This is a genomic window from Paractinoplanes maris (assembly GCF_023544465.1).
GTDB classification, from domain to species: Bacteria; Actinomycetota; Actinomycetes; order Mycobacteriales; family Micromonosporaceae; genus Actinoplanes; species Actinoplanes maris.
This window is the reverse complement of record NZ_JALPVL010000001.1, coordinates 525,495-543,793: the sequence shown is the minus strand read 5'-3', so window position 1 is coordinate 543,793 and position 18,299 is coordinate 525,495. Positions and strand designations below refer to the sequence as shown.

General features: G+C 69.5%; 14 protein-coding genes, 2 tRNA genes and 2 pseudogenes. 11 read left to right on the top strand and 7 right to left on the bottom strand.

Annotated elements, in window-relative coordinates; translation table 11 throughout:
• The first annotated feature begins 27 nt into the window (after positions 1-27).
• On the top strand, positions 28-624 hold the full coding sequence (locus NAG42_RS02580) for a hypothetical protein (RefSeq protein ID WP_250027574.1): 597 nt from the start codon (positions 28-30) through the stop codon (positions 622-624).
• A gap of 5 nt (positions 625-629) precedes the next feature.
• Here the strand turns inward: NAG42_RS02580 and NAG42_RS02575 are convergent, their stop codons facing one another.
• Entirely contained in the window at positions 630-1,880 is a 1,251-nt protein-coding gene (locus tag NAG42_RS02575; RefSeq protein ID WP_250027573.1) for a zinc-dependent metalloprotease, read from the bottom strand.
• 90 nt (positions 1,881-1,970) lie between these two features.
• On the opposite strand from NAG42_RS02575, the gene NAG42_RS02570 reads away from it, so the two are divergent.
• The 3 genes from NAG42_RS02570 to NAG42_RS02560 all read left to right on the top strand — a co-directional run bounded on the left by NAG42_RS02570 (position 1,971) and on the right by NAG42_RS02560 (position 6,233).
• The gene (locus tag NAG42_RS02570; protein ID WP_250027572.1) at positions 1,971-2,996 is read left to right on the top strand and encodes a YlbL family protein; all 1,026 of its coding nucleotides are present in this window, start codon (positions 1,971-1,973) and stop codon (positions 2,994-2,996) included.
• Between the two features lie 79 nt (positions 2,997-3,075).
• Positions 3,076-6,069 (top strand): UPF0182 family membrane protein, encoded by a 2,994-nt coding sequence (locus tag NAG42_RS02565; RefSeq protein WP_250027571.1) that lies wholly within the window; start codon positions 3,076-3,078, stop codon positions 6,067-6,069.
• Positions 6,070-6,159: 90 nt separating this feature from the next.
• Positions 6,160-6,233, top strand: a tRNA-Met gene (locus NAG42_RS02560).
• 692 nt (positions 6,234-6,925) lie between these two features.
• On the opposite strand, the gene NAG42_RS02555 is transcribed toward NAG42_RS02560, so the two are convergent.
• A tRNA-Met gene (locus NAG42_RS02555) sits at positions 6,926-6,999 on the bottom strand.
• A gap of 193 nt (positions 7,000-7,192) precedes the next feature.
• Positions 7,193-7,894: an SDR family oxidoreductase gene (locus NAG42_RS02550; RefSeq protein WP_250027570.1), complete on the bottom strand. Its 702-nt coding sequence runs from the start codon at positions 7,892-7,894 to the stop codon at positions 7,193-7,195.
• 121 nt (positions 7,895-8,015) lie between these two features.
• Between NAG42_RS02550 and NAG42_RS02545 the strand changes: the two genes are divergently transcribed.
• Positions 8,016-8,573 carry a TetR/AcrR family transcriptional regulator gene (locus NAG42_RS02545; RefSeq protein WP_250027569.1) on the top strand — a complete coding sequence of 186 codons (558 nt, stop codon included), beginning with the start codon at positions 8,016-8,018 and terminating at the stop codon, positions 8,571-8,573.
• Between the two features lie 24 nt (positions 8,574-8,597).
• A pseudogene (locus tag NAG42_RS45445) lies at positions 8,598-9,038 on the top strand (transposase family protein); the annotation flags it as partial.
• Between the two features lie 97 nt (positions 9,039-9,135).
• Here NAG42_RS45445 and NAG42_RS02540 read toward each other — a convergent pair.
• Positions 9,136-10,302, bottom strand: a complete 1,167-nt coding sequence (locus tag NAG42_RS02540; RefSeq protein WP_250027568.1) for a lamin tail domain-containing protein — start codon at positions 10,300-10,302, stop codon at positions 9,136-9,138.
• Between the two features lie 325 nt (positions 10,303-10,627).
• Between NAG42_RS02540 and NAG42_RS02535 the strand changes: the two genes are divergently transcribed.
• Positions 10,628-11,371: a pentapeptide repeat-containing protein gene (locus tag NAG42_RS02535; protein ID WP_250027567.1), complete on the top strand. Its 744-nt coding sequence runs from the start codon at positions 10,628-10,630 to the stop codon at positions 11,369-11,371.
• Positions 11,372-11,406: 35 nt separating this feature from the next.
• Positions 11,407-12,381, top strand: a pseudogene (locus tag NAG42_RS02530) (TerC family protein); the annotation flags it as partial.
• A 316-nt stretch (positions 12,382-12,697) separates the two neighbouring features.
• On the opposite strand, the gene NAG42_RS02525 reads toward NAG42_RS02530, so the two are convergent.
• Positions 12,698-13,918 carry a translation initiation factor 2 gene (locus NAG42_RS02525; protein ID WP_250027565.1) on the bottom strand — a complete coding sequence of 407 codons (1,221 nt, stop codon included), beginning with the start codon at positions 13,916-13,918 and terminating at the stop codon, positions 12,698-12,700.
• Between the two features lie 160 nt (positions 13,919-14,078).
• Positions 14,079-14,927, bottom strand: coding sequence for a spermidine synthase (locus NAG42_RS02520; RefSeq protein ID WP_250027564.1), 849 nt, complete (start codon positions 14,925-14,927; stop codon positions 14,079-14,081).
• 82 nt (positions 14,928-15,009) lie between these two features.
• On the opposite strand from NAG42_RS02520, the gene NAG42_RS02515 reads away from it, so the two are divergent.
• The 3 genes from NAG42_RS02515 to NAG42_RS02505 are packed head-to-tail and all read left to right on the top strand — an operon-like array spanning position 15,010 to position 18,077.
• Positions 15,010-16,446 carry a DUF1800 domain-containing protein gene (locus NAG42_RS02515; RefSeq protein ID WP_250027563.1) on the top strand — a complete coding sequence of 479 codons (1,437 nt, stop codon included), beginning with the start codon at positions 15,010-15,012 and terminating at the stop codon, positions 16,444-16,446.
• A 2-nt stretch (positions 16,447-16,448) separates the two neighbouring features.
• Entirely contained in the window at positions 16,449-17,654 is a 1,206-nt protein-coding gene (locus NAG42_RS02510; protein ID WP_250028327.1) for a DUF1501 domain-containing protein, read from the top strand.
• Positions 17,655-17,696: 42 nt separating this feature from the next.
• The gene (locus tag NAG42_RS02505; RefSeq protein WP_250027562.1) at positions 17,697-18,077 is read left to right on the top strand and encodes a hypothetical protein; all 381 of its coding nucleotides are present in this window, start codon (positions 17,697-17,699) and stop codon (positions 18,075-18,077) included.
• Between the two features lie 21 nt (positions 18,078-18,098).
• Here the strand turns inward: NAG42_RS02505 and NAG42_RS02500 are convergent, their stop codons facing one another.
• Positions 18,099-18,281 carry an antitoxin gene (locus tag NAG42_RS02500; protein ID WP_250027561.1) on the bottom strand — a complete coding sequence of 61 codons (183 nt, stop codon included), beginning with the start codon at positions 18,279-18,281 and terminating at the stop codon, positions 18,099-18,101.
• Positions 18,282-18,299: the final 18 nt, after the last annotated feature.

Here is an 18,299-nt window from a genome sequence, read left to right as displayed (position 1 = left end):
CGGCCCGGCCGCCGATAGGGTGGACGCGTGGTCCGACGGGTGGTTGCTGCGCTGCTGGTGCCGGTGCGATGGAGTCCGCCCGGTGTTGATCTGACGGCCTGGCGGGCGGCGCTGGCCGAGGACGTGGTCGACCTGCTGGCCCGGCTCGCCCAGGCCGAGGCGGCCGTCGCCGCGACCGCCGACGACCTGCCTCTGGCCAAGGAGATCGCCTGGCCGGGCATGCGGATCTACGAGATCCCGACCGCGAGCTATCTGCCGGTGCTGACCGCGGCCACCGAGGACGGCTTCGATCAGGCGGCGGTGATCGCAGCCGACGCGCCCGACGTGCCCGGCATGATCCTCGGCAAGCTGCTGCGCCCGCTCGAGAACAAGGCTGTCGCGGTCTCCGCCGGCGGCCCCGGGAACGGGCTCTTCGGGCTGGCCACGGCGCTGCCGGCGCCCGCCTGGCTGGCCGATTACGATCTCGACACGGCCGGCGCGCAGATCATCCGCCGGGACGCGCCCCGGCCCGGTGACGTGTCATCGACACCGGAGTGGCGGCGGCTGCGCGGAGCCGCCGAGCTGGCGAGTCTCGACCCGGCTCTGGAGGGCTGGGAGAACACTCGGGCGCTGCTCGGCGGCTGATCCGCTCAGCTCTGCTTGGCGTCGCCCTCGTCAGTGCCCGGGCCCAGGTTGTCGAGCTCGCTGATGTCCCAGTCGGAGCTGCCCTGGGCGAAGGCCTGCGGGTTGGCGAAGTCCTCGTCGGTGGGCAGCAGGTCGGGGTGGCCCCACAGAGCGTCGCGCCCCTGGACCCCGCGCTGCTCGGCGACCGCGGACCACAAGACACCCGCCTCGCGCAGACGGCGGGGGCGCAGCTCGAGGCCGACGAGTGCGGCGAACGTCTGCTCGGCCGGACCACCGGCGGCCCGGCGGCGGCGGAAGGCCTCACCGAGCTGGACCACGGACGGCAACCGGTCGCCGGCGGCGCTGTCGACCACGTGACCGACCCAGCCCTCGATCAGCGCGAGCGCCGTCTCGAGGCGGGCCAGGCTGGCCTTCTGCTGCGGGGTGTCCTCGGGGGTGAAGATGCCCTCGAGCGCCATCGCCTGCATCGACTCGGGGTCGGCGGGGTCGACGCGGCTCATCGCCTCCTCGATCGCCTCCCGATTGACAGTGATGCCGTTCGCGTACGTCTCGACGGCGCTCAGCACGTGCGCCCGCAGCCACGGCACGTGGCCGAAGAGGCGCTGGTGGGCGGCCTCGCGCAGAGCCACGTAGAGGCGGACCTGATCCTCCGGGATCTCCAGGCCCTCGCCGTACGCCTTGATGTTGGCCGGGACGAGCGCGGCGGTGCCGGTCGGGCCGAGCGGCAGGCCGATGTCGCCCGCCGAGAGCACCTCGGCCGCGAGCTGACCCAGCGCCTGGCCGAGCTGCCCGCCGAAGAGCGCGCCGCCGAGCGTCGCGACCATCGACTGCATCGGGCCGAGCTGAGCCTTGGCCTCGTCGGGCACCAGGTCGCCCATGGCGCCGACCATGCGGCCGGCGATCGGGTCGCACAGCTTCTTCCACACCTCGAGGGTGTTGTAGATCCACTCGTTGCGGTTCCACGCGGCGGCCGTGCGGATGCCGCTGGGTAGCGCGGAGGCCGGGTCGAGCCACAGGTCGGCGAGGCGCAGCGACTCCTCGACCTGGTGGCGCTCGAACATGTTCACCGCGGGGTCGCCGGCGGCGGACAGCTGGCTGGCGGCGACCTGCCGGGCCAGGTCCCAGTTCACCGGGCCACTGCCGGGGCCGGCGAACATCTGCTGCAGTTGCGCCATGAACTGCTGCATCTGCTGCGGATCGGAGGGATCGGGCGGCTGGGCACCCGGCAAGGAGAATCCGAACGGGATATCAGGCACGTAGCCAACGGTACGCGCGAAAAGCCCGCTCGGGACCCGTCGCGGTGTCAGCTCAGAGAGAACTCAGGCAGGGGCGATAGTCTCTCGCGCATGAGACGTCGTGGTGTCACCGTAATCCTCGGCGCCCTGATCACCGCTCTGCTGGCAGTCGGTGTGATGGCCGCACCCCTGCCGTACGTCGTGCTGAAGCCCGGTCCGACGGTGAACACACTCGGCTCGGACAACGGCGCCGAGGTGATCCAGGTGACGGATGCGAAGACCACGACGTCGGCCGGCCAGTTGCGGCTGACCACCGTGAACGTGCAGTCGCAGGTCGAGCTGGTGTGGGCCGTGAGCAGCTGGCTCAGCTCCTCCGACGCGGTGGTGCCCCGCGAGCTGATCTATCCGCCCGACCGCACCGAGAAACAGGTCGAGCAGCAGAACGCCGAGGAGTGGACCGAGTCGCAGGACAGCGCGATCACGGTCGCCCTGACCAAGCTGGGCTACCCGGTGCAGACCGTGGTGCAGAAGGTCAGCGCCGGCAGCGCCGCGACCGGCATCCTCGAGGCGGGCGACGTGATCACCACAGTCGACGGGGCCAAGGTCACCGATCCGTCGCGACTGACCGAGCTGGTCCGGGCCAAACCGGCCGGCACGGCGCTGACCATCGCCTACACACGAGCCGGTAAAGCCGCCACGGCCCAGGTCACCACCAAGGCGGCGGAGGACAAGGTGCCGCGCCTGGGCATCGAGATCGGCACGAAGCAGAACGCGCCGTTCAAGGTCTCGATCGACCTCGACAAGATCGGCGGGCCGAGCGCGGGGCTGATGTTCACTCTCGGCATCATGGACAAGCTGGAGCCCGAGGACCTGACCGGCGGCAAGGTGATTGCGGGCACCGGGACCATCGACAACGACGGCAACGTGGGCCCGATCGGCGGGATCCCGCAGAAGCTGGTCGGCGCCAAGAAGGCCGGGGCCCAGGTGTTCCTCGTGCCCAAGGGCAATTGCGCCGAGGCGTTGCGCAACGCGGTCGACGGGCTGCCGATGGCCGAGGTGGCCACGGTGGACGACGCGCTGACCGCACTCAAGACGTTCACCGGGGGCGGCACTCCCAAGCCGTGCTCGGCTGAGTGACAGATGACGTACGGTGAGACACCGGCCCGACTGATATGTGGAGCCTCCGTTGGTTATGCGTAACAGCCCTCTACCAAGGATGAGCCGGCGCGGTCGCGTCACCGTCGGCGTCCTGGTCGGGGTCTTCCTTCTTTTCACGCTGCTCGGGTGGGGTATCGACGCGTACACCGATTACCTCTGGTTCAACGAGGTCGACTTCGTCAACGTCTTCTCCGGTGTTCTCCTCACCCGCCTCCTCCTCTTCCTGTCCGTCGGTGTGCTCGTCGCGCTGATCATCGCCGGCAACCTCTATCTGGCCTACCGTCTGCGCCCGCTGCTGCGGCCGCACTCGGCCGAGCAAGCGACGCTCGAGCGCTACCGCATGATCATCGCGCCGCGGCTCGGCACCTGGATCACCGTGCTCACGGTGATCATCGGCTTCTTCGCCGGCCTGTCCGCACAAGGCCGGTGGAAGGACTGGATGCTCTTCCGGAACGGTGGCAGCTTCGGGGTCAAGGACCCGGAGCACGGCGTCGATGTCGGGTGGTACATCTTCGACTACCCGATGCTGCGCTACGCGCTGGGTGTCGCCTTCACCGCGGTGGTGCTCTCGGTGCTCGGCGCGCTCGCCGTGCACTACATCTTCGGCGGCGTGCGCCTGCAAGGCGTCGGCGACCGGATGACCACCGCCGCGCGGGCTCACCTGACCTCGCTGGTCGCGCTCTTCGTCCTGCTCAAGGCGGTGGCGTACGTGCTCGACCGGCGGGCCCTGCTGCTCGAGCAGCACGTGTCGCCCGGGCTTTACGGCGCCGGCTACACCGACGTCAACGCGTTGTTGCCGGCCAAGGAGATCCTGGCCTACATCTCGATCGTGGTGGCGATCGCGATCATCGTGTTCTCCAACGCCTGGATGCGCAATCTCGTCTGGCCGGGCGTTTCGCTGGCCCTGCTGGCCATCTCGGCGGTGGCCATCGGCGGCATCTACCCGCTGGCCGTGCAGAACTTCTCGGTCAAGCCCAGCCTGAGCGAGAAGGAAGCGCCGTACATCCAGCGCTCGATCAACGCGACGAGGGCGGCTTTCGGTCTCGAGGGCACCCAGATGGAGGCCTACCGGGCCAACAACGTCGTCCCACCGAGCGGGCTGGCTGCCGACAGCAGCGCTCAGAACGCGCGGTTGATAGACCCCCAACTGGTCTCGCAGGCCTTCACCCAGTCGCAGCAGTCCCGTGGCTTCTACGACTTCGGTAAGAAGCTGGACGTCGACCGGTACTCGATCGACAACCGGACCGCCGACTACGTCGTCGGCGCGCGCGAGATCAACGACGACAAGCTGACTCCGCAGCAGCGCAACTGGCTCAACCGGCACACCGTCTACACCCACGGCTACGGCCTGGTGGCGGCGCCGGCCAACCAGGTCGTCTGTGGTGGTCTGCCGTTCTTCGTCTCCGGCTTCCTCGGCGACGACCGCCCGCCGGGCTGTTCCGCCGCGACCGAAGAGATCAAGGTCGATCAGCCGCGCATCTACTTCGGCGAGCAGTCCTCCGAGTACGCGATCGTCGGTCAGGAGGACCCGGCCCGCAAGGTCGAGTTCGACCGTCCGCAGGAGGAGAACAAGAACGCCGAGGAGCTCTACACCTACTCCGGTCAGGGTGGTGTCGAGATCGGCTCGTTCTTCCGCCGGCTCGTCTTCGCGATCAAGAACACCGAGAGCAACTTCCTGCTCTCCGACGCGGTCAACGGCGACTCCCGGCTCATGTACATCCGCGAGCCGCGGGACCGCGTCGAAAAGGTCGCGCCGTTCCTGACGATCGACGGCGACCCGTACCCGGCCGTGGTCGACGGCCGGATCACCTGGATCCTCGACGGCTACACCACGTCGGCGTCCTACCCGTACGCGCAGAAGATCAACCTGGCCACCGAGACGCAGGACGAGCTGACCGGTCAGGGGCAGTTCGCGCTGGCCCGCGACGACGTCAACTACATGCGCAACTCGGTCAAGGCGACCGTCGACGCGTACGACGGCACGGTCAAGCTGTACGAGTTCGACGACAACGACCCGGTCCTCAAGGCCTGGAACAAAGCCTTCGGCGGTGACCTGATCATCCCGAAGGCGGACACCCCGGCCTCGCTCGAGGCGCACTTCCGCTACCCGCAGGACCTGTTCAAGGTCCAGCGCAACCTGCTCACCCGGTTCCACGTGACCGACCCGCAGGCGTTCTTCTCCGGCCAGGACTTCTGGCAGGTGCCGAACGCGCCGGACGCGCCGTCCAGCAACCAGAAGCAGCCGCCGTTCTATCTGAACGTGCAGCTGCCCGAGCAGGAGCAGACCAGGTTCCAGCTGACAGCCGGCGTGACACCGGCCAACCGCGAGAACCTGGCGGCCTTCATCTCCGGCTCGTACGTGGACAACAAACCGGTGCTCCAGGTCCTCGAACTACCTGATCAGACGGTCATCCCCGGACCGGTCCAGGTCCATCAGAAGATGACCAACAACGCCTCGGTCCGGCAACAGCTCAACCTGCTCTCCAACAACGCGCAGAGTCAGGTGCTCTACGGCAACCTGATCTCCCTGCCCGTCGAGGGCGGCGTCCTCTACGTCGAACCGGTCTACGTCAAGACCGGCAACCAGGAGAACGCGGCCCCGCTGCTGCAGAAGGTCCTGATGTCGTACGGGGACGGCGGTACCTACGTCGTGCTCGCCGACAACCTCAAACAGGGCTTGGACCAGTTGGTCACGCAGGGCAAACAGGCCCAGACCGACAACAACAGCGGCAACAACAACAGCGGGAACAACAACAACAACGGCAACAACAACAACAACAACGCGCCGCCGCCGGCTCTGACCGGTGAACTGGCGACCGCGGCCGCCGCCGTCGACAAGGCGATCAACGACGTCCGGACGGCCCAGGAGTCCGGCGACTTCGCCAAGTACGGCGCGGCGCTGCAGGCGCTGGAAACCGCGATGGACAACTTCGAGAACGCCCGGAACGCGGCCACCGGCACGCCCACTCCCGGCGCCTCGGCCAACCCGTCCTCGTCGGCGACCCCGCCGGCGAACCCCTCAGGAAACCCGTCCCCGACACCAAGCGGCTGACCACAACAGGTCCCGGTGAGCCACGTGTGGTGGGTCACCGGGACCTGTTTTGCAGCCAACGCCCGGGTTGCGCTAGTGTTAGCGAGTCGACGCGGGGTGGAGCAGCTCGGTAGCTCGCTGGGCTCATAACCCAGAGGTCGCAGGTTCAAATCCTGTCCCCGCTACGAGTCAAGAGGCCCTTGTCCGCGGAAAGCGCGGACCGGGGCCTCTTCGCATTTCTGCTTGGGGGCCGAGCCCCCAGACCCCACGGTGCGGTGGTGCCGGTGGGTGAGTTTGTGGCCGCGTTGGGGCCTGGCGGCCCCTCGCTGGGCCGGGGGCGTGTTGGGGCCTGGCGGCCCCCTCGCTGGGCCGGGGGGGTGTGTTGGGGCCTGGTGGGCCCTCGCTGGGCCGGGGGCGTGTTGGGGGCGCCTGTGCGGCGGCGGCGCCTCGCTGCCGTCAGCTGACTTCGAGGCACGCCAGAGCGGCACCTGACCCGTCCAGCTGGTGGCGAAGCTGGGTGGGTCACCTTGGTCTTGCTGGCCGCTTTGGCCCTGGGGCGTCGCCGGACTGCGTTGGCGCTCTGCTGCCGGGCTTTGAGGCCTTTGCGGTGGATGCTGGGGGTCTGGCGTTGGTGTTTGCATCGGCGCCGGCCTGAGTCGCGTCCGTGCCCCCGCCTGTGGGACTTTCATTGTGTTCGCTTCGATGGGCTCGCGCCGTCGCGTGCACGGGCGTGCGAGCTCGTTTGTGTTGGCTCGGGTTGGGGGCACCGGAGTGGGCCGCACGGGCTGGATCGGCGGGCGGCGGGTGCGTGAAGGTGGGGCTGCGCGGGGCAGGCATGCAGAAAGGCCCTGTCCGGGTGGACAGGGCCTTTCGTTTGTAGCGGGGACAGGATTTGAACCTGCGACCTCTGGGTTATGAGCCCAGCGAGCTACCGAGCTGCTCCACCCCGCGTCGGTAACTAAAGCCTAGCCTGTGCTGTCCCGGACTCCAAACTGGGGTGCCTGAGAGCGCTGATGCCCTGGTCAGGTGCGTGGGAGATGGGGTTGGGCCGCGAAGGTGTCTGCTTCTGGGTGATCGTCATGGGGGTGGGGCTGACAACGGCGAGCCGGCGAGCTGGTGGTGGGCTGGGGGCGCCTTGCGGTTGTCAGGCGGTCAACTGGGGGTAGAGGAGTGTGAGGTCGCCGGACAGGGCTGACTTCACGCCTCGGGTCACCTCGTCGGCCAGTACCTCGAAGGCGTTGGTCTCTACGCCGTCCAGTGCGGCCGCGGCTACGTCGGTGGCGCTTGACTTGGGGGCGTCGATCTTTGCGGCCATGTCGGTGTCGACATAGGCGACGTGCAGGCCGGTGACCTCGATGCCACGCGGGCGAAGGTGCAGGCGCAGGGAGTTGGTCTGGGACCACAGCGCGGCCTTGGAGGCGCTGTAGGGGCCGCCGTCGGCGAACCACGACAGCACCGAGTGCACGTTGAGCAGGTGGCCGCCTCCGTTGGCCTCGATCACCGGTACGAAGGCCCGGGTGACCAGCAGTGGGCCGTAGAAGTTGGTGTCCAGGTCGCGCTTCACCTCGTCCAGCGGCGAGTCGAGGTATGAGGCACCGCTCGCGATGCCGGCGTTGTTGATCAGGATCGTGACGTCGGACGCCTGCCGGGCCGCCTCGGCGATCGAGGCCTCGTCGGTGACGTCCAGCCGCAGCGCGACGGCGTCCGGGTGGCTCACCGTGCGCGGGTCGCGGGCAGTGGCGTACACCTTGGCCGCTCCTCGCCGGAACAGCTCGTCGACCAGGGCTTGGCCGATGCCGCGGTTGCCGCCGGTGACGAGGACGACGGAATCCTTGATCGCAGTCATGAGATGCCCTTCCGAGGGAGGAAACTGATCGGTTTTCTCGACCGTAAACCGATCGGTTTCCAGCGGCAAGCAGATGTGATCCGTGAAACCGATCGGTTTTCAGGCGAGGTAGGCTCGTCCGGTGACTGACACGCGTGATCGCCTGCTCGACGCGGCGGCGGATCTGTTCTACCGCGAGGGTGTCAACGTCGGCGTCGAGGCGCTGACCAAGGCCGCGGGCGTCTCCAAGCGCTCGATGTACCAGCTTTTCGGCAGCAAGGACGAGGTGCTGGCGGCCAGTCTCGAGCGCCTGGCTCCTGGCTTCGACGCGAGCCTGCTGCCCGACGGTGAGGACGGGACGCCGCGCGAGCGGATCCTGCACGTCTTCCGGGTGATCGAGGAGGTCGCCACCCAGCCGGGGTTCTACGGCTGCCCGTTCCTGGCCACCTCGGTCGAGATCAAGGACGCCGGGCACCCCGCGCGGGCGGTGGCTCTCCGCCACAAGGACGGGCTGGCCGGCTTCTTCCGCCGCGAGGCCGTCGCCGGCGGCGCAGCCGACCCCGATCAGCTGGCCCAGCAACTGGTCATGACCTTCGACGGGGCCAGCTCGTGGGCCGTGATGCACAACGAGGGCGTGCACGGCCAGGCGATCCGGATGGCCGAGATCCTGCTCGACGCCGCCGGCCTCCCCAACAGCTGATCAGGGGCCCGCCTCCCCAAGGGGCGGCCCCGGCCGAGCAGCGCACATCGGCTGCCCGGCAAGACCGCACCCGAGACCGAGGCCCGCGTGTGTGCGCTACGAACCGAGCTCTGACGCGGGCCACGTCGGCTGGTGCCGCTGCTGGGTATGCCCGCTTCCACGATCCACGCCGTGCTCATCCGTCGCGGTCTGCACCGCCTGGATTGCCTCGACCGGCCCCCGGCCAACCGATCCTCCGCTACGAACGGGACCGGCCCGGCGAACTCATCCACGGCGACGTCAAGGGGGATCGCCCGGCTCCGCGACGGCGGCGGCTGGCGGGTCCACGGCCGCAACAGCCTCGAACGCCGCCGGGCCCGCGCCGGCACCCGGGTCGGCGACGAATACGTGCACGCCCCGATCGACGACCACACCCGGCTGGCCTACGTCAAAATCCACCCCGACGAGAAAACCTGCACCTGCGCCGCACTGCCGAACGAAACTGGCGGCCGCCGGGGACTGAGAAGGCCCGGCCCTCCCGCGGTGGGGAGAGCCGGGCCTCGAGTCGGCGCGGTGGGGTGGGTCAGCAGGTGGTGTAACCCGCGCCCAGCTTGGTCCACTTGCAGATGTCGACGTTGCCGCCGGCCGGGTTGCGCAGGTAGGCGATGTCGCCGAGGTTGTCCCAGACGAAACCGGACTTGCCGGCGCGGCCCCAGAAGCGGATCGAGCCCGAGTTGGTGCCCTTGCCCGTGCGCACCAGGTAGGACTGGCCGACGTTGATGTTGATGCTCGGGAACTTGTAGGTGATGCCCTTGCCGTCCCGGACGGTCCAGCCGTTGATGTTGATGGCCTTCTTCGTCATGTTCGTGATCTTGAAGTACTCGTTGTTCAGGCTGCCGTTGCTGCCCGAGTCGGTGCCCGGCGGGTCGTACTGGATGCGGGTGAACTGGATCGGCGCGACGGTCGCCGGCGGCGGCGTGGTCGTCGGCGGAGTTGTCGGCGGAGTTGTCGGGGGCTTGGTCGTCGGCGGCGTCGTCGGCTTGGTGGGCGGCGTCGTCGGCGTCGTGGGCGGAGTGGTCGTCGGCGGGGTGGTGGTGCTGCCCGCGATCCAGACGGTCACCTCGCTCGAGGTGGTGCCCCGCACGCCCTGCGTGCTGTCGCCGCTGAAGACGGCCCGGTAGGTCTGGTCGCCACCCGGCTGGCCGGTGACCACCTTGCTGAAGGCGGCGGTGTCGCCGGCGGTCTCCGTGGTCGTCACCTTCGTCCAGGTGCTGCCGCTCTTGCGCTCGATCGTCACCGGCAGACCGGGCTGCGCCGGGAGGGCGTCACCGTTCACGGTCAGCTTGCCGGCCACGGCCTCGTCCGCGTTGAGCCAGAAGCCGACCTTCAGCTTGCTGTAGACGGTGATCTTCGGCGACTTGACGCTGCCCTGGTGGACCTCGAAGTAGAAGCCCGAGTCGAGCCAGCGGTTGATCTTGAACTTGCCGGAGGCGTCGGCCTTCGCGGTGACGGTGCCGCCGCTGCCCTCCCAGTCCTTGGCCGGCTGCATGTCGTTCCAGCCGATGGCGGTTTCCCACAGTTCGACGGTCGAGAGGGGGTCGGCGGTGCCGGTCATTTCGAACTGGCTGTAGCCGACAACCTGTTCCGGACCATCGAGTGTCAGGGGAGCGGCAGCCGAAGCGGGGGCGGCGATGGCAAAGGTCGCCGCGACCCCGATTACGACGCCCTTAGTCACGAGCCTGGAGATCATTCGCAGCAGTGTAGTGACCTTGGACTACCCGGGGATGGCCCGGTAGGACAATTACGGACAACCGTCAGGACACCGGAACCGGCGCCTTTCGGTGGTGCCGTCCGGCGCCGTTCGGGCGATTTATCCGGGCCCCATTTCGCCACGTCGGAGCACTGAGCGGCCGGGGACAGCGGTAGGTAATTCCATGGTCACGCAAGTCGGCGCTCAATCTGCGTCATTGTCCCCAAAGGCGCGGTTTGGGGAGTGAGCAAGGTAATAGTAATGGCCACGGGAATGGTCGGCGCCGCCTCGGATCCGGGACTTGGCGTCTGAGACAGTGGAGTAGATGTCTGAACGAGAACTTCACGCCGACTGCTCGCGCTGCGAGGCCCTCTGCTGCGTCGCCCCAGCCTTCGCCAAATCGTCGGACTTCGCGATCAACAAGCCGGCCGGCACCCCGTGCCGCAACCTCAGCGGCAACCGCTGCACGATCCACGAGCGCCTCGACGCCAGCGGCTTCCACGGCTGCGTCGTCTTCGACTGCTTCGGCGCGGGCCAGCGCCTCACCCAGGAGACGTTCGGTGGCAGCGACCGGTCGGCGAAGCCGGAGATGCTGGAGCTGCTGCCGATCATGCGCCAGCTCCACGAGCTGATGTGGCTGCTCACTGAGGCGCTCCGGCTCGACGAGGCACACTCCGTACACGGGAAGCTGCGCGACGCCCTCGCCTCGATCGACCACCTCGCCGCCGGCTCGCCGGCGGATTTGCGAGCACTCGACCTCGATGCCCAGCGGCGCCGGGTCAACCCGTTGCTGCAACGGGCCAGCGAACTGGCCCGCGCCGGGATCAAGGGACGCCAGGACCACCGCGGCGCCCAGCTGATCGGCCGCAAGATGCGCGGTGCCGACCTGCGCGGGGCCAGCTTCCGCGGCGCGCTGCTGATCGGGGCCGACCTGCGTGACGCCGATCTGCGCCGCGCCGACTTCACCGGGGCCGATCTGCGGGGGGCGGACCTGCGCGGCGCCGACCTGACCGGCGTGCTCTTCCTCACTGAATCGCAACGTCGAGCAGCGGTCACGTCAAGCAGATAGAAACTTGTGAGCCTTAGGATGACCTGATGCAGGATGTGTCGGGTGTGGTGTGGCTGCTGACTGTTCTCGGCATCATCGCGCTGTTGCTCTACGACTTCTTTTTCCACGTGCGCAAGGCGCACATCCCGTCGCTCGGCGAGGCGACCCGCTGGACGGCGGTCTACGTCTCGATCGCCGTGCTCTTCGGCGTCGGGGTGTGGATCTTCGGCGGCAGCGACATGGGCGCCGAGTACTTCGCCGGCTACGTCACCGAGAAGGCGCTGTCGGTCGACAACCTCTTCGTCTTCCTGCTGCTCTTCTCCAGCTTCAAGGTGCCCCGCGCCGACCAGCAGAAGGTGCTGCTCGTCGGCATCGTCGTGTCGCTGATCGCGCGCACCGGCTTCATCTTCGTCGGCTCGGCGCTGATCAACTCCTTCGCCTGGGTGTTCTACCTGTTCGGGCTGATCCTGCTGATCACGGCGGGCAACCTGCTGCGGGAGCAACGCAACGACGACGAGGCGCCCGACAACTTCGTCATCAAGCTGGCCCGCCGCCTGCTGCGCACGTCCGACCGCTACGACGGCGACAAGCTGTTCACCTATGAAGACGGCAAGCGCGTGCTCACGCCGATGCTGCTGGTCATGGTGGCGATCGGCGGTACCGACATCCTGTTCGCACTCGACTCGATCCCGGCCATCTTCGGCCTGACTCAGAACGTCTACCTGGTCTTCACCGCGACCGCGTTCTCACTGCTCGGCCTGCGCCAGCTCTACTTCCTGATCGACGGCCTGCTCGACCGGCTGGTCTATCTGTCGTACGGTCTGGCCGCGATCCTGGCGCTGATCGGTGTCAAGCTGATCCTGCACGCCATGCACGAGAACAACGTGCCGTTCATCAACGGCGGCGAGCACATCGACGTCGTCGAGCTCTCCACCGCGGTGTCGCTCTCGCTGATCATCGGGATTCTCTTCATCACCGTGGTGGCGTCCCTGCTCAGCCCCAAGGGGCGGGCCCAGACCTACATCGCCGCGGCTCGCCGGCACGCCAACGAGTTCCTCGACATCGAGACCGACCCGGCGTATTGCGACGAGATCTTCCACCGCCTCTTGGTCGAGGAGGCGCGCCTCAAGAGCCTGCCCGCGAAATACCGGGCCCGGATCCGGGCCGAGGACGAGCTGATGGGGCTGCTGGGCCGGGCGCACAAGCTGCACGACGAGCGGGTGGCCAACGGCACGTGCTTCGTCCCGGCCGGCGCCCCGCTGGCCACCAAGTCACCCTTGAAGAGCGCCGAGCAGCAGTAAGGCAAGCAGCGGAAGACCGGGCCGCCCCGAGACGGCCCGGTCGACTTCAGCCCTGGCGGTGGCTGCCCCGCCCGCTGCTGCCCACTTCGCCGTCGTAGCGCGGGGCACTCCCGCGCCCACGGGCCGCGTTGCCGGCGAACCGGGCAGCGGTGCGGCGGACCGATTCGGCCCGGCCGCTGGACTCGTCGACCCCGTCGTCCGAGGCGTCCCGCGGCCGGGGAGCGGTGGCCGGCGGGACGTCGAGATAGGCAGAGAGATTGGCTTGATTGTCCGGATCGACCGGGCGGCCGCCGAGCGGGGCGTCGCCCCCGGCGACCAGACTGGCCACCCGGGCGGCCAGGTCGGCGGCGCGGGCGTCGAGGTCGGGGTGCCCGTTCAGGGTGCCGGCGTCAGCCGGCCGGGCCGACCAGGTCTCGCGCTGCGGCGTGACCGGGATGCGCGCGGTGCGCTCGTAGGAGCGGCCCACCGGCTGCTCAGAACCGGCGACGACGGGCAGCTCGAAGGCTGGCTGGGCGGCGACGACAGGCGGCTGGGCGGCGATGACAGGCGGCTGGGCGGCGACGACAGGCGGCTCGAAGGCCGGCCGGGCGGCGACGACAGGCGCTTCGAAGGCCGGGGGCGCGACCACGACCGGCTCGTCCAGCGTGTCGATGACCGGTGCGTAACCGGGGGCGGCAGCGTGCGCGGGTGCCGCATACGAATCGACCGACACGGCGCCGATCAGCGAGACGGTCTGCCCCTCGCCACCCTGGTAGTTGCTGAACTCCGGACCGATCACGAGCCGGGACAGCATGCGCACCTGGGGCGCCGGGATGCCGAGCTGGGACGCGTTCTCCACCCGGTAGCGCGCGATGGCCTGGCGCAACGTGTTGGCGAACCGGTCGGCGTCGCGCACCGCCTCGAGCTCACCGCCCGCGAAGACCAGCGCGGGGAAGCTGCCACCCGGGCCGGCGCAGACGAGCTGGATCTGGGTGACGGTGGCCTGCCGGCCGGTGTCGCGGCTGCCGGGCTGCACGCGCAGGTGCTGCGGCCAGGGCCAGCGCAGTTCGCCGCTGTCGGGGGCGCCGGGTCCGCGATAGAGGACACGCTGGTCGGTGACGACGACCTCGGTCTCCTCGGGCAGGGTCCAGCGCGGAAGCGAGGCCGGCTCGTCGAAGGCGTACTCGGCCACGGCACAATGGCCGCTCCAGAGTGCCCGCTCGTCGGCGCCCAGCACGAAGGGCGGCGCGGATAAGTCCGCGTCGCGCGCGTAGTTCTGCTCGGACATGCGTACTTCCCCCCAGTGCGCGCCGCGCCCGGGACACACGCGGCCTACCGATTACAGCTGCGTGCACGGATGCAAACAAGTCGGCAAGCGCGAATCACACGAGATTTCCTGACGGCAACACGACAGGCCGGAAATACTTGCCTCTTCGGTCGACGATCTGTTACGTACGGTTACCGAACAGAGCCGCCGGAGGAGTTGGCGAGGCGACAGCAACACTGTCCGTGACGGGCGCCGCCCCGCCGGCAAAACGGTCGAGGTCGGTCTCGAGCCGCCCCGGAAACCAGTCACCGGCGGCCCGGCGGGTCAGCCCGGCCACCGGCGGCGGGGTGCGACCGGCGATGACCACCAGGTTGCCGAAGCGGCGGCCGCGCAGCACCGACGCGTCGGCGATCAGGCAGGCCTCGGGCAGCGCGGCCCGGATCGTGGCGACCTGGGCCTTGGCATGGCGCAGCGGCGGCCCGTCGGTGATGTTGACGATCAGGTGCCCGGCCGGGTCGAGCACCCGGGCCACCTCGTGGGCGAACTCGACCGAGGTGAGGTGGGCCGGGGTGCGCGCGCCGGCGAAGACGTCGAGCACGATCAGGTCGTACCCGGCGTCGCGCATGCCCTCGACCGCGGCCCGCGCGTCCGCCACGCGTACCCGGATGTTGGCCTTGGCCGGAAGCGGCAGAGCCCGGCGCACGAACTCGATCAGCGGGCCGTCGATCTCGATCACGCGCTGCGCCGAGCCGGACCGGGTGGTGGCGATGTAGCGCGGGATCGTCAGCGCCCCGCCGCCCAGGTGCAGCGCGCGCAGGGGCTGCCCGGGCGGGGCCAGCAGGTCGATCGCGGCGGCCATCCGGCGCACGTACTCGAATTGCAGGTGGGTCGGGTCGGCCAGGTCGACGTGGGACTGCGGCGCGCCGTCGAGCAGCAGCGTGTACGCCGTGTCGCGGTCGGGGTCGGGCTGCAACTCGGCCACCCCTGAGCCGACCGTCTCGACCTGTCCGGACCTTCTGCGCTGCGCCACATCACCAGTATCCCCGGGTGCGATCCGGGAGCTTCGCGGCGGAACCGCGACGCCGGTGCGGGTCCCGGCCGACTTCGACGGTGTGACCCCGTCTGACCTTTTGCCCGCCGACCCGCTGCTGCACCTGCTGCGCCGGGCGACCTTCGGGCCCTCGCCGGCCTCGATCGCCGAGATCCGGCGGCTGGGCGCCCCGGCCTGGCTCGAGCGCCAGCTTCAGCCGTCCACGATCGCCGACCCGGTCGGCGCCGAGCTCGACTCCCGGTTCCCGCACGCCCGGACCACGATCTCCGGCGTACGGCAGAAGATCGCCACCGGCCGGCTGAAGAAGTACGACTGGAAGCCGATGTGGCAGGTCAGCCAGGCCACGGTGGCCCGCGCCGTCTGGAGTGAGCGGCAGCTGTTCGAGGTGATGGCCGGCTTCTGGTCGAACCACCTCAACGTCACCTGCCCGACCGGTGACGTGTGGCAGAGCCGGGCCGACTACGACCACAACGTGATCCGCCGATACGCCCTGGGCCGCTTCGCCGACCTGCTGAAGGCCTCGGCCCGGCACCCGGCGATGCTCACCTATCTGGACAACCGCTGGTCGACCAGGGCCGCGCCGAACGAGAACTACGGGCGCGAGCTGCTCGAACTGCACACCGTCGGGCTGGCCTACACCGAGGCGGACGTCAAGAACGCCGCCCGCCTGCTCACCGGGCTCACCGTCAGCGACACCGGCTATTACCTGTACGACGGGAAGAAGCACGCGGCCGGCGCGGTGAAGGTCCTCGGCTTCCGCCACGCCAACGCGACCGCGGCCGGCGGCGAGAAGGCGTCGCTGGCGCTGCTCGACTACCTGGCCATGCACACCGCGACCGCCCGCCGCGTCGTGACCAAGCTCTGCGTACGGTTCGTCGCCGACCAGCCGCCCGCCGGCCTGATCACCCGGCTGGTCAAGGTCTACCTCGACAACCGCACGGCGATCGTCCCCGTGCTGCGGGCCCTGTTCACCTCGCCCGAGTTCGCGGAGTCGCTCGGCGCCAAGACGCGGACACCGTTCGAGGACGTCGTGGCGACGGTGCGCATCCTGGGTCTGGGCCCCGAGCCGACCGGCACCGCGGCCATCGAGAGCCTGTACTCGATGTGCCGCAACGCCGGCCAGGCACCGCTGGCCTGGGCGCCGCCGAACGGCTACCCGGACGTGGCGAGCGCCTGGGCGTCGACGTCGAGCCTGCTGGTGCGCTGGAACCTGCATCTGAGCCTGGCCGCCGGCTGGTGGCCGACCACCCTCGTGCGCCCCGATTCACTGGTCCAGGAGTTCGCCGGGCCGTTGCCGGCCACCCACGGCGCCTTGATCGACGCGGTGTCGAGGCGGCTGATCGGCGGCACCCTTCCCCGCTCGTCGGTCGAGGCGCTGGCCCGCTTCTTCGACAAGACCGCGTCCGCCCCGCTCAAGCCGACCGACCCGGCGGTCGGCTGGAAGTTCCCCTACCTGATGGCGATGCTGCTCAACTCGCCGTCCTTCGCCCTGAGGTGACGATGCTCAACTGTGACTGCAAGCGACGGACCCTGCTCGGCGGCGCCCTGGCCGGCCTGACCGGCGCCCTGCTGTCGACCAAGCTGGCCTTCGCCGCCGACCGCACCCACGACGGCGACGTCCTCGTCCTGCTCTCGCTGCGGGGCGGATTCGACGGTCTCTCGGCCGTGGTGCCGGCCGGTGACGCCGCGTACTACAAAGCGCGTCCCGGCATCGCCGTGCCCAAGGCCCGGCTGATCGGTGGTGACCGCTACTTCGGGCTGCACCCCGCGCTCGCGCCGCTGCTGCCGTTCTGGAAGTCCGGCCACCTGGGCGCGGTGCACGCCGTGGGCCTGCCGGCGCCGAACCGCTCGCACTTCGCCGCCATGGAGGAACTCGAGCGGGCCGCGCCCGGCACCTCGACGAGGACCGGGTGGCTCGACCGCATGGTCGGCGGTCTGGGCGGCACCGACCCCTTCAACGCGGTCTCGGTCGGCCAGGCCCGCCCGGCCCGGGTGCTCGACGGCCCGGCCCCCAACGTCGGGCTGAGCTCGGTCGACGCGTTCGTGCTCAACGGCGAGTCCGACGCCAAGCCGATCGCGGCCACGATGGCCGCGCTCTATGCGGACGCGCCCGCCGCGCTCGGCGGCACCGCGTCCCAGCTGCTCGGCGCCCTCGGCACGGCCAGCGGCCTGCAGGCGGCCGGCTACACCCCCGCCAACGGTGCGGCCTATCCGGACACCGAGCTCGGCAAGGCGCTGCGCGACGTGGCCCGGCTGATCAAGTCGGACGTTTCTTTGATGACCGCGACGGTCGACGTGGGCGACTGGGACATGCACGAGAACCTGGGCCGCAAGATGCCCGTGCAGCTGGCCGACTTCGCCGCGGCGCTGGCCGCCTTCGCCACCGATCTCGGGCCGGACGGTCTGGGCCGGGTCACGCTGGTCACGATCAGCGAGTTCGGGCGGCGGGTGGCCGAGAACGGGTCGGGTGGGCTCGACCACGGCTACGGCAACGCGATGTTCCTGCTCGGCGGTCACGTGAACGGCGGCCGGGTGCACGGGCGCTGGCCCGGGCTGGTGCCGGCCAAGCTGGTCGGTGGGGATCTGGCGGTCACCACCGATTACCGTTCGGTGATCGCCGAGACCCTGCGGACACGCTGCGGGGTAAGCGACACCGCGGCGGTCTTCCCGGGCATGCGGCCGGCCTCGTTGGGGTTATTTCGGTAAAAGCGTCACATTTCGGCTGGTCGGCCGCCGGAGACTGTTCGGGTGTCCACGAGCAACGTATTGGCGCATCTGATCGCCGACCAGTCGCGCCGTCCGATGACGCCGCCGATGGCCGATGACATGCCCGCGATCCTGGCCGCCGCCCAGGAAGAAGCCGGCCCGCCGCTCAAGATCCGGCGGTTCCTCGCCGAGGACGGTCCGGCGTTCTGGCGCTGGGACTGTGCCAACTGCGGCGAGTACGGCGGTGGCCGGCACCACTCCGACGCGATCAACCGGGCCACCCGGCACTGCGCCGAGCACCCGGAGCACCGCTCGTCGCTGTTGCCGCCGATGCTGTGCAAGCAGCGCGACGCCTATCTGCCGCCACACCCGATGCTCTACGCCGTCGACGACGATCCGCCGCCCCCGCCGCTCTCGAACTGAGCGGCGGGGTGGCGGCCGGCGTCACTGCTGCTGGGTGTCGCCCGTGCCGGTGCGCTGCTGAGCGGCGTCCTGCGCCTTGTCGACCTGCGAGTCGTACTTGTTGCCGGTGCGCTGGTCCACCTGGTCGCCGGCCTTCTCGATGCCCTGGTCGACCTGCTCGTCGTGCTTGTCGGCGAAGTCCTTGGCCTTGTCCATGAAACCCATCTCAACTCCTCCGATGTG

Excerpts from the sequence above, each read along its gene's own strand:
- NAG42_RS02570 (WP_250027572.1), top strand. The coding sequence starts at position 1,971 with ATGAGACGTCGTGGTGTCACCGTAATCCTCGGCGCCCTGATCACCGCT.
- NAG42_RS02565 (WP_250027571.1), top strand. The coding sequence starts at position 3,076 with ATGAGCCGGCGCGGTCGCGTCACCGTCGGCGTCCTGGTCGGGGTCTTC.
- NAG42_RS02550 (WP_250027570.1), bottom strand. The coding sequence starts at position 7,894 with ATGACTGCGATCAAGGATTCCGTCGTCCTCGTCACCGGCGGCAACCGC.
- NAG42_RS02540 (WP_250027568.1), bottom strand. The coding sequence starts at position 10,302 with ATGATCTCCAGGCTCGTGACTAAGGGCGTCGTAATCGGGGTCGCGGCG.
- NAG42_RS02535 (WP_250027567.1), top strand. The coding sequence starts at position 10,628 with ATGTCTGAACGAGAACTTCACGCCGACTGCTCGCGCTGCGAGGCCCTC.
- NAG42_RS02525 (WP_250027565.1), bottom strand. The coding sequence starts at position 13,918 with ATGTCCGAGCAGAACTACGCGCGCGACGCGGACTTATCCGCGCCGCCC.
- NAG42_RS02510 (WP_250028327.1), top strand. The coding sequence starts at position 16,449 with ATGCTCAACTGTGACTGCAAGCGACGGACCCTGCTCGGCGGCGCCCTG.
- NAG42_RS02500 (WP_250027561.1), bottom strand. The coding sequence starts at position 18,281 with ATGGGTTTCATGGACAAGGCCAAGGACTTCGCCGACAAGCACGACGAG.